Origin of the sequence: Mycobacterium sp. (assembly GCF_052144515.1) — a bacterium.
In the GTDB taxonomy this organism is placed as follows: domain Bacteria; phylum Actinomycetota; class Actinomycetes; order Mycobacteriales; family Mycobacteriaceae; genus Mycobacterium.
This window is the reverse complement of record NZ_JBKQQD010000309.1, coordinates 1-10,761: the sequence shown is the minus strand read 5'-3', so window position 1 is coordinate 10,761 and position 10,761 is coordinate 1. Positions and strand designations below refer to the sequence as shown.

11 protein-coding genes are annotated in these 10,761 nt (G+C 64.1%); all 11 read left to right on the top strand.

Translation table 11 applies throughout. The annotated features are described in order from the left end of the window. Window positions 1–306: 306 nt before the first annotated feature. The 11 genes from ACLP9N_RS21185 to ACLP9N_RS21135 all read left to right on the top strand — a co-directional run bounded on the left by ACLP9N_RS21185 (window position 307) and on the right by ACLP9N_RS21135 (window position 9,651). A complete protein-coding gene (locus ACLP9N_RS21185) occupies window positions 307–1,206 on the top strand; it encodes a cyclopropane mycolic acid synthase family methyltransferase (protein WP_442409263.1) in 900 nt (299 codons plus the stop codon). Between the two features lie 430 nt (window positions 1,207–1,636). Continuing rightward, window positions 1,637–2,716, top strand: coding sequence for a tyrosine-type recombinase/integrase (locus ACLP9N_RS21180; protein WP_442409262.1), 1,080 nt, complete (start codon window positions 1,637–1,639; stop codon window positions 2,714–2,716). Between the two features lie 299 nt (window positions 2,717–3,015). Further along, window positions 3,016–3,207 carry a helix-turn-helix domain-containing protein gene (locus ACLP9N_RS21175; RefSeq protein ID WP_442409261.1) on the top strand — a complete coding sequence of 64 codons (192 nt, stop codon included), beginning with the start codon at window positions 3,016–3,018 and terminating at the stop codon, window positions 3,205–3,207. 100 nt (window positions 3,208–3,307) lie between these two features. Beyond that, window positions 3,308–4,327, top strand: coding sequence for a hypothetical protein (locus ACLP9N_RS21170; protein WP_442409260.1), 1,020 nt, complete (start codon window positions 3,308–3,310; stop codon window positions 4,325–4,327). Window positions 4,328–4,584: 257 nt separating this feature from the next. Continuing rightward, on the top strand, window positions 4,585–4,770 hold the full coding sequence (locus ACLP9N_RS21165) for a helix-turn-helix transcriptional regulator (RefSeq protein WP_442409259.1): 186 nt from the start codon (window positions 4,585–4,587) through the stop codon (window positions 4,768–4,770). Between the two features lie 79 nt (window positions 4,771–4,849). After that, window positions 4,850–5,206, top strand: a complete 357-nt coding sequence (locus tag ACLP9N_RS21160) for a hypothetical protein (RefSeq protein ID WP_442409258.1) — start codon at window positions 4,850–4,852, stop codon at window positions 5,204–5,206. Continuing rightward, window positions 5,203–5,442 (top strand): hypothetical protein, encoded by a 240-nt coding sequence (locus ACLP9N_RS21155; protein ID WP_442409257.1) that lies wholly within the window; start codon window positions 5,203–5,205, stop codon window positions 5,440–5,442. Before ACLP9N_RS21160 ends, ACLP9N_RS21155 begins: the two co-directional genes overlap by 4 nt. 80 nt (window positions 5,443–5,522) lie before the next feature. Next, window positions 5,523–5,708 (top strand): hypothetical protein, encoded by a 186-nt coding sequence (locus tag ACLP9N_RS21150; RefSeq protein ID WP_442409256.1) that lies wholly within the window; start codon window positions 5,523–5,525, stop codon window positions 5,706–5,708. Window positions 5,709–6,040: 332 nt separating this feature from the next. Further along, on the top strand, window positions 6,041–7,684 hold the full coding sequence (locus ACLP9N_RS21145; protein ID WP_442409255.1) for an AAA family ATPase: 1,644 nt from the start codon (window positions 6,041–6,043) through the stop codon (window positions 7,682–7,684). 685 nt (window positions 7,685–8,369) lie between these two features. Further along, entirely contained in the window at window positions 8,370–8,687 is a 318-nt protein-coding gene (locus tag ACLP9N_RS21140; RefSeq protein WP_442409254.1) for a hypothetical protein, read from the top strand. Window positions 8,688–8,946: 259 nt separating this feature from the next. Then, on the top strand, window positions 8,947–9,651 hold the full coding sequence (locus ACLP9N_RS21135; RefSeq protein ID WP_442409253.1) for a hypothetical protein: 705 nt from the start codon (window positions 8,947–8,949) through the stop codon (window positions 9,649–9,651). Window positions 9,652–10,761 lie beyond the last annotated feature (1,110 nt).

The window sequence follows — 10,761 nt, the reverse complement described above, 5'->3', positions numbered from 1 at the left end:
ACCTACCCACAGTCCGCGCTGCACTCGAACGCGAAACCGCCGAACCTGTCGTGCACAATGACCAGGTGAGCGCAGCCTGATGCTCACCGGACCGCCACCGAAGTTCCACGGAACTCGGGACAACCTCTTCGGCGGGCACAACGTCGCGCTTGCGTTCGGCAGATACTGACTTGATCTACATAACGACGGGTGGCCACATTCGGCTGCAACGGGTTAAGTAGCGGCATTCAGTGGGGGAACTGCTAGCAGCAGGCGGACGCGGACGCGACGGTGGACAGGAGAATTGGGGTCGATCCGAGGTGACATATGGCATCTGCGTCCATCACACAAGGAGGCACCTTGAGTGAACCCGACCTCACGCCGAACGTCGCGGACGTCCAGTACCACTACGACCTGTCCGACGACTTCTACCGGCTTTTCCTGGACCCCACCCAGACCTACAGTTGCGCATATTTCGAGCGCGAGGACATGACGCTGGAAGATGCGCAGATCGCCAAGATCGATCTGGCGCTGGGCAAGCTGGGTCTACAGCCCGCTATGACGCTGCTCGACGTCGGCTGCGGCTGGGGCGGCACCATGAAACGCGCCATCGAGAGGTATGACGTCAACGTCGTCGGTTTGACGTTGTCCAAGAACCAGGCCGCCCACGTCGAGAAGATGTTTGCCGAGATGGATACCGCCCGCTCCAGGCGGGTGTTGCTGGAGGGCTGGGAAAGGTTCCATGAGCCCGTCAACCGGATCGTCTCGATCGGTGCGTTCGAGCACTTCGGTCTCGAACGCTATCCCGCGTTCTTCAAGATGGCCTACGAAGCACTGCCGGCTGACGGTGTGATGCTGCTGCACACCATCGTTCGCTTGACCTTCAAAGAGGCCAAACAGCTGGGCCTCTCGTTGACGCGCGAACTGGTTCATTTCTCGAAATTCATCTTGGCTGAGATCTTTCCCGGCGGCTGGTTGCCGTCGACTCCAATGGTCGAGGAGGGTGCCAAGAAGGCAGGATTCACGGTGACCCGGGTCCAGGCGCTGCAGCCCCACTATGCGCGGACCCTGGAAACCTGGGCGGCCAACCTGAAGGCCAACAAGGATCAGGCGATCGCGATCCAATCGCAAGAGGCCTACGACCGCTACATGAAGTACCTGACCGGCTGCGCCAAGCTATTCCGCGAGGGATACATCGACGTCAAGCAATTCACGCTAGAGAAGTAGCTCACGATGTTCGGGTGATGTTTGACTTCCTTGATAGCAGTAAGGAACCTTCTCACACGCTGATAAAGGTTTCCGCCGTCGGGCAAACACTACCGCGTTCATGTTTGGCACGTATCTGGCACGCGGCCCGCACCATCGCTTCAGAAACATGCTTTGACCTGCAACAACACTGGTGCGCGATACTGGGATTGAATTTTAATCGGTCAATTTGCTGACCAGCGGAAAACGGCTCTGAACTGCGGGAACAAGTTGCAGCCGGGGGAAGCTCAGGCTAGCGTGAATCATCTCGGCAGTTCACGATGAGTTCACGACGGGACACGACGCCGCCTGACGACAAAGGAAACCAACAATGCGAGGAACAAACCGGCGCGACCAGGACCGTGGCGCATGGGGCACCGCCAGCCAACTCCCGAGCGGCAATTGGCGCGCGATGTACTGGCACGACGGACGCCGCCACACCGCGCCGCACACGTTCAAGACCAAGACTGAAGCGCGCGCCTGGCTGGCCGCTGAGCGTTCCCGTGTCATCGGTGGCACCTGGCAGGCCGCCGACGCCCCGGCGAAAAGCAAACCGGAGTTAACCCTGGCCGACTACGCCGAGCAGTGGATGCGCCACAAGAAAGCAGACCTGACGCCGAAGACGGCCGCGCAGTACCGGAGCATTCTTGACCGCGCCATTTTGCCCAAGCTCGGCGCTCTGCCGGTCAACGGAATATCCGTCGATGATGTCAAGGCCTGGTATGCAAAAACGGCGACCGGCAAGCCGACGTGGCGCGCGCAGTCTTACAGTCTGCTTCGCAACATTCTCGGCGACGCGGGGCGGGAAGGGAAACTGTTGGCTCAGCCGTGCCAGATTAAGGGTGCCGGTTCCGTGAAGCGCGCCCGGCATATCAAGCCCGCCGAGAATGGCGAATTAGCGAAGCTGGTTGACGCCATGCCCGAGCAATACCGCGCGATGGTTGTTCTGGCCGCCTGGTGTGCGATGCGTTTCGGTGAGCTGACCGAATTGCGCCGCTCCGATGTCGACGCCAAGCGCGGCGTTATCCACATTCGGCGCGGTGTCACACACACCGGCGGGAAGTTCATTGTGGGGCCGCCGAAGACCGCCGCCGGTTCTCGTGACGTGAACATTCCCTCGAATGTTCTGGAAGCGGTGCGCGCGCACCTTAAAGACCACACCGGACCCGACGCCGACGCGCTGCTATTCCCGGCTATGGGTGTCGACAAATCGCAACACCTGGCATATGCGACGTTTCACCGGCATTACGACAAGGCGCGTAACGCCATCGGACGCGGCACCGGCAGCCCGTTCCCGCTGAACTTCCACGCGATGCGCCACACCGGCGCGGTGATGGCCGCCCAGGCTGGCGCGACGCTGGCGGACCTGATGGGGCGGCTGGGCCACACGACCCCGCAGGCGGCGATGATTTACCAGAGCACGAGCGCCGAGCGGGACCGCAAGCTGGCCGAGCGGATGGCCGAGCTGGCGGCGTCCGGTGGGTTTGCCTAACGCTCGACAGCCGCAACCGCAGAGCGCCGCCTGGGTCCGCCTGGGCGGCGTTCTCGTTTGTCGGCCAGGGTGGCCCGTAACGAGCTGCCTGCCGAGAAGTGACCGATGTCACGCAGCGGCACCACGCGGCACCGTTTGCGCAGGTCACAGCCTAACTCCTGTACGTACAGTCTAGCGCGACTGTACGGACAATCGTTGTGGCGCAACGGAATTGGGTTTGCAGAGACGGGCAACGCCCCATTAGCGTGCAAAGCACAACAAGCCGGCAGAACCAACCCGAACCGAACGGAAGGCATCGTGTGACCCGCAAGTTATCGCCAACGAAATACCTCACCCTCGGCCAGGTGGCCGAGAAGCTCAACATCTCCAAACGCAGTGTGCGGCAACTCATCGCCGACAAACGGCTACCCGCCGTCGCCCTGAATTCGCGCCTAATCCGCGTGGCCGAGTCCGACCTGGCCGACCTGCTCGCCCCGGTCGTTCCTGACTAAGACCCGGCTCGCCCGGCGGCCAGCGAACCGAAATCCGTTGGCTGGCCGAGTGAGTCGGGACCCGCCCACTTACCCACAACAACGAAACCAGGAGAAACCAGTGACAATGACAACCGAGGAAATCCTCGCGACGATGAACGAAATCGACGCGCACCACGCCCACGGGCTCGCGGCTCGCGTGGTAGCAACCCTGATGCGCGGCGGAGGCGAAGTCTTTTCCGTCACCATCAACTCCGACGCCGACTACGTCGGGCGCAGCAGCATTCGCGTCAAAATCTTCGATGCCCCGTTCATCGAGTTCGCGACCATCTGGGGCGATGGCTACTACCAGTGGTCCGCCGACGACGATTACGACGGCGACCTGGCCGACTACCTCGAGGAGTACGCTGACGTGCTGTTGGTCACCGAGGCCTACGAAGCGGCCCGCGCTAACGACCAGTGCTGCGCCGCCATCGACGCAGGTTTGATGCCCACTATCGACCGCGAAGGCAATCAGGCGGGGGCTATGACCCGCGAGCGGCAGGAGTCTGGTTGGCGTCGCGAGCTTTCCGGTCAGTGGCGCGTAATCAAGGCGGTCGGGACCGCGCTGCTGGACCTGCGCACACTGACCGGCGAACAGGTCCAGGCGATTGTTTCGTCATTCGGCGGCGAGAACACCGAGTGGACTCACGCCGACTCATGGCGCGAGTCGATTAACGACACGTACAGCTCCGAGGGACTCAGGGCGTGCATTGACGACCTCAACTTCGAGGCCGAGCGGACGACCGGGGAGAAGGTGCAGCATGACCTTGACGCGACGCTGGACGCTCTCGTTAAGGCCGCGCGTGCCCTGCGTTGCGGCACACCAGCCACGCTCACGGGTGAAGAGCTGGACGCGGTGCGCCACTTCATGCCAGCGCACAAGGTGCACCAGTCCGGCTCTGTGCGTTGGGTTTTGGAATGGGTGCTGACCCACTACGACGTGTCGTCGCTCGGTGAGGCACGCGACATCGCGAAGGCGCACCACCTGTACGACGACTACGACCTCGACGACGACGGCAGCCACGACGGGAGCCACGACGGGAGCCACGACGGCCCGCTAGAGGCGTGCACCGAATACAACGCAGGGGGAGACGCGTAGCAGCTCGGCTCCGCCCGGCTGGCCAGCGGTCCGGTAAATCCGCTGGCCAGCCGAGTGAGCCGAGGAACCGCCTCGACCCCACTACCCACAACACCGAGAAATGGAGTAGCTCGAAATGACAACGGCAATATATGACACCAAAGGCGCGACACTGAAAGGCATTCGGCGGCAAACCGTTATCGTTTGGGCCATGAGTACCGGCCGGGCTAGAGCGTAGGGCACCCGCCCCGCCCCGTCCCGAAATGGAGAGTTACACAGTGGCCAAGAAAGCCGCCCCGGCTGACCGGTTCGTCAGCCCCACCGAAGCCGCCGAGTATCTCGGCGTTCACGTCCGCACTATCCGCAACATGCAGGCTGATGGCCGCCTGACCGCGTACCGGCTCGGCGGACGTGTCGTCCGCTTCAAGCTGTCCGAGCTTGACGCCGCGATGGTGTCGGCCTGATGGCCGCCGCAACTGAGCGCTGCGTGGCCGAGCTGTTGACACCGGCACGGGAAGCGTTGCGCGGCAAGGCTGGCCGCTGATGACCGCTGACGTGAGGACGCTGCCGGTCCCGCCGCCGGACGACCTGCCGCCGGGCATGACGCCGGAAGTATGGGCGGGACTTACCCCGATGGCGCGCGACGCGCTGCAGGGCATCGCCGCCGAGCCGGACGACCCGGCAGACGGTGACCTGTGCGACGAGTGCCGCGAATCGGACCCCGCTAACGACGTGACCCGGTTGCGTCAGGCTGTCGTCGCACCGCTCGAAATCGGCTGGCATCACTACCTGCCGAGCGAATTGCTCGCCATGTTCGCCATTCTCAGCGAAGCGCACGAGTCGCTCAGCGCGTTCCTGCGCCGCGCCATCGGTGACGGAATGTACGGCGGCGACGCATGAGCGCCGACACGATTCCGTTGGAGCTGTCGGTAGAAGTGCCGCCGGGTGCCGACATTCTCGAGCACCGCAGCCGGGTAGAGACACGGACGCGCGCGCTCGGCTGGCCTAAGCCGCACTCGCGCGGAACGTGTTTCGCGCATGACGTGCCGGTGGTGGACCTGGCTTACGATGTCCCATTCAATTTCGACCGGCTGGCTCAGGCCATCGCAGAGATACGCCGCGCGTTCACGCCGTGACCATCTATGACGCCGCCTAGCCGCTGACACAAATGTTTCACCTGACCTGAAACCTGAACCGAAGCAAAGAAATTAACCCGATGGCAATCGACGCCGAAGACGTGCGCGAACTGCTGGACGAGCTGGACGCGCTGGCGCACGACGCGCACCTGGCCGAAGCGGCAGCGGCGGCAAGCGGAGACGCGACCGCCGCCGATGTCCACGCAGCCAGCGGCGGCGCTTTCGAGACAGCGGCGCAGCTCGTGTCCGAGATGCTCGAGTCCTGACCGCGTAAACGAAAATGCCCCGCCGGGAAACCAGCGGGGCATTTTCGTATGTCGGAGTCCAGAACCTGAGACGCCAGTCCATCAGCCGCGCTCAGTCTAGCACGGCGGGCTGAAATTACGGGTCTGGAGACCTATCGCAGCGGCAGCGTAAGGCATTACGCGGCAATCGAATTCGACACAAAACTTACGCTAGATACGTGCAGTAGTATGCGAAGCAAGCCAGGTTAGAGCCAGAGCCTGAAAATGCGAGTCATCAGCCCAATCCGACACCCACGCAACGGCTCCGACCGGTCACCTAATCCGACCGATGACGAAACGAGCTGAAACATCGCATGTCTGATTCATTACCACCCCTCACCCTTGACGACGACCTACGCACGGGTGCCACCTTTCATGAAATCATCACCGGCTCAGCGGAGTTTGCGCACGAGCTGGCCAAGCACGCCCAGCGTTACCGTGACCAGCGCCACATTAACCCCATCGGTATCCGCCGGGAAATCTTGCGCGGCGTCGTCGCGTCGGCGTTCAACAACGGAGTTGAACCGGACCTGGTCCGCAACTGCGGGCTTGGGAGTTTGTTCGGCACCGAGGAGGAAGCCATCGAAACCATATGGGCCGAAGAGGTCAGGCGGCACGCAACGGCGAACCGTAAGGCGGAATTCCTCGCCGAGGCACTGCCGAAGCTCAACCACTACGAGTGGTTGGCGGAGCGGATTTTTGAGGCTGTCTGGGCCGCCGAACAGTCGCCCGTTGACGCGGTGCAGCACAACACTGCGCACAAGCTGGCCGAAGTGTTCGCATGCATGGCCGAGGAGCTGACCGCAGACGCCGACCACGCCGCCGCCCTAGCGGTGCTGGATGATTCGTATCTTGGTGCCTGCCTTGTCCCGCACGGCGGCGTTGCGCTGGCCTGGCGGGACTACCGGCAGAAGAAAGCACTCGACCGGATGGCCGCACGGGGCTACGCCCGTAGCGCCCTCGAGGGCCGCAGCGGCGACGCCGGGACGATGCTCGCCGGGGCCGCTTCCGCACCGCATGCGGCAATCTGGGGGAGCGGCAACGCGGTGCTGTGGGCTTCCGGCGAGGCGCTGCTGATTTGCGCAGGCGTCGGAGTCGGGAAGACCACGCTCGCCGGTCTCCTGGTGCGCGCGTTGCTCCTTGGCGGCGAAGTGCTGGGCCAGCCCGTGCGCCAGCTCGACCACGGCGAGCGGGTTTTGTATCTCGCCCTCGACCGGCCCGAGCAGGTGAAGCGGTCCATGCTCCGGCAGTTCACAGCGGCACAGCGCGCCCAGCTCGGCGACCGGCTCGTTATCTGGGAAGGCGAACTACCCGCCGACGCCGCCGAGAATCCGAACGTGTTGCGCGACTTGGCCGACTACCACGACGCCGATGTTGTCTTGGTCGACAGCCTGAAGGATGCGGCGCTGGGTTTGACAGAGGACCGCGCCGGAGCGGGCTACAACACCGCCCGTAAGCGGCTCCTCGAGTCGGGCCGCGAGCTGGTCGAGCTGCACCACCTGACGAAGGGCGGCCAGGACTACGGGAGCGTATGGCTTACCGCCGGGGCCGGTTCGGTTCTGAAGCTCACCGGCAAGGCTGGGGGCCAGACTTCCACCCTGAAGCACGAGAAGGCACCGGCTCACCAGGTAGGCCCGCTCCGCCTGGTACACGACCGCGACGGCGGCGAGATGGAGCTACGCCGCGCGGGCCAGCTCGGCGACGAACCGACCGGCGACGCGGCCACCGGGAAACTAAGCCTTCTCGACTGGGCGAAGGCTCACGGCTCCGAGGGTGTTACCGCCGTAGCGGCGGCAATGTTCCTCACCGGCTCCGCTGACCGGGCCGAGGTCGAGAAGGCACGCCGCGCACTCGATAGGCACGCGGGCAACGGAGGCGAGCTTGTGCGCGTCGCTGGCGAGCGCGGTCGCGGCGGTAAGCCTTCCCGCTGGGTATCGGTCGAGGCGCTCGAAGTCTAGGGAGATGAGCAACGCCGCCACCGGGAAACAATCACGCACGCTTCGTGATTGGCCCGGCGGCGTGCGTGAATGCGTGTTTTATCTACCTGCGCTTTTGCGTTCTAGCGTGTATTTCCCGAAGCGTGATTGTGATTTAAAAACCGCAGGTCAAACCCCATTTCTATATGACCCGCGTCCGACGCTCCCTAGGCCCCTCTTTACAGGGGGCCGTGGGGCAGCCGTCCGCCAGCCTCGGGCGGCGCGTCCGGAGGGGCCTGGAAGGACTGAGAGCAAAATAAAATTTCAACACCCCATCGAGCGAAGCGGCCTGACTTACCAACGCCCCGGCGGCTTCGCCAGAGTCACGCCGACGCGGCCACCGGGAAGCGGCGACAGCGGCGAACGGGCGCTGCGTTATCGGGAGCGCGCCTACCTCGCGAGCCTGCTTTAGCTCACACGAGTTGACACGCGCTCACGGTGTTAACTCCCCGTGGTAAACTCCGGAGCGGAACGCAGGACGGCCCGAAACCGTCCCGAGCGCGAAAACGGCGAAAAGCCACCATAGTTCGTAGACCCTCGGCAGGGTCCGGCTATCGGCGCGCACCCTGTCACCACTCGACAGGAGACCAGCCCCGATATGGCCCCCAACCCGCGTAATCGCTCGATTTTTTCGGCCTTCCCAAAATTCGACAACGGCCTTCCTGGCTTGAATCAAGTCGATGGCGGCACCAACGTGCTTGACACGCAAGTAAGCTCGGCTCCCGCCGGAACCGACCAAGGGTCGACAGACACGTTCGCCCAGCGCCAGGCCGAGGCGAACGCCTACCGGCAGGCCCAGCGCGACGCCGGTCTAGTCACCGGGGCCGGAGCCGCCGGGACCGTTGTCGCACCCGCTGGCCAGCTCGAGACCTACGGCGGGCAGAACGACGGCAGCGGCTCGACAGTAGTCGCGCCGAACGCCTACTCATACAAGAGCGAAGGCGGCGACTCCGGCACTGATGGAACAGGGCGCACGGTTGGATAGCCACGATGACAACGATTGCAGGATGTGCCCACCCCATGACTGACATTCCGAACGGCTCAACCGAATTCATCGGTTTACGGGAGGCCTGTTCCCGTTACCCGGTGGCATACAGCAGTATCCGCGCGTGGATTCACAGCGGACTACTGCCAGCATGGAAGACACCGAACGGGCGCACCTGGGTTAAACCTGGTGATATCGAAGCGAACCTGTTCGCCGCATCACCCCAACGCAACCAACACCAACACCGGAAGGTTTCTAAATGGCGTACATCAATAACGAATTCGGCGGCGGGTCACGGACAACACCAGCGGAGCCGCAGCCCGTCACCTGGAACGCCTCGGCGTCCGGCGAGACACCAATCGGCCAGGCGTACCACACGTTACGCGAAGTCGAAAAGCAGCACGGGCAATTCCTCGACCGGGTGCAAACCGTTGCCAGCCAATTCACGCCGGACGGGTTACACCAGCAGCTCAAGGGCTTCGCTGATAGCGCCGCCGGTAACCGGGCCATCGACGCCGCCGAGCGGCTCGCCGCCGACGTGGCCGAGCGGGCGGACGAGGATTACGCCCGTGCGCTTCAAGGTCTGTCGACGCCCGGCGACGCCGCCCAGGAATTGCGCAACCAACGGGCCATCGACCGCGCCGGGCGTCAGCTCGCCGCGCTGCCCGAGGGGCAGAGGGTCGGCGCGGCAAGCAAGCTCGTCGCCGAGGTGGACCGGGACACGCTCGGTGCCCTGGTGGCCGAGCTGCCATCGTTCGGCGTTGACGCCGCCGTGGTCGAGCAGGCTGCCGTTAGGGCGGTGCCCGAGCTGGGCGAGGCGGTAGCTCGGCGCACGAAGGCCCATCAGTCCGCCGCCATCATCCGCAACGATGCTCGCCGGATGCGGGACTGTGTTAACGATGGACGCAAATTGCAAGTGCCCCTTGTCAATCCGGCGGCGTACGACCCCGGCCTCGCCCAGTAATGCTAAGGCGCGCAACGTCTCCGGTTGCGCGCCTGGCGCTCGTGCCCCGTGTCGAAGGGAAGTGCAAGCGCCAAGTGACCCCCGGCCACGGTTCGCCGGAGTCTGGACAACGGACGGCCAACCGGGCCGGGGGCCACACCGATAACCAACCCAGCTCGGCGACGCTGTGCCTGATGAGCGCAAAGCTCGGGGCGAACCGATAACGGCGAAACGTAAGTAGCCGCCGGTTCTAGTTGTGCAGCAGCGCCGCCGGGCTGGGTCTTACTGAAAGCGCAAGCGATGGAACACATTTGCAAACTACCCAAGAAGACTCCCGCACGTTGCACCGCGACAGATTGCGACGCCAGCGCAACCTACTTGCTCGCCACGCCAGACCGGAGCGCGGTGCCCATGTGCAGTAAGCACGGAGCGGCGGCGTTGCAACATGCCACGCGCTAAACACCGTTGCCTAGACTGCCCCGCGCTGGTCGAGGCAGGCGTTAGGCGTTGCGACAAATGCCAGCCCGCGCACGCTAAACAGCAAGTGCAGCAAGGTGGCTCGTGGGGCAGCAATCGCACGAGCAGCACCGCGCACAAGGCATTCCGCGACGCCGTGCTGACCCGTGACAAGCGGGTCTGTCAACTGCGTTACGACGGTTGCGAATTCATCGCCACTATCGCCGGGCATATCGTGCCGGTGGCCGCTGGCGGCATTACTGACGCCGCAGGTCGCAACGGGCGTGCGGAGTGCGGGAGTTGTTCGACTATCCACACCAGGCGGGAACGCGCGTACATCCAGCATGGAACCGGCGAGCAACCGTGGCCGAATGACCCCACATTGACTGCACCGCCAGCACCGTCGAAACCCGTTGGCGCGCGGCGACGCAGGCCGCAGTACGACGGCGGCCAGGTGCCGCGCTCGATAGGTTTGCGCTACTGACACGCCAGGGTTAGCGCGCGGCCAGAGACGGCGGGTAGTTCCTTGACTGCCGCGACGGCGGGTAGTTCCTAGCTCGGCCAGCGCCGGGGTAGTTCCTGACCCATGTCACGAGCTAGGAGCCTGGGTCGGTAAATGGCTCGGCGGGTCCACCGGTGCTGCGCGGCATGGTCGGTTTCATTGTGCGGTCAGGG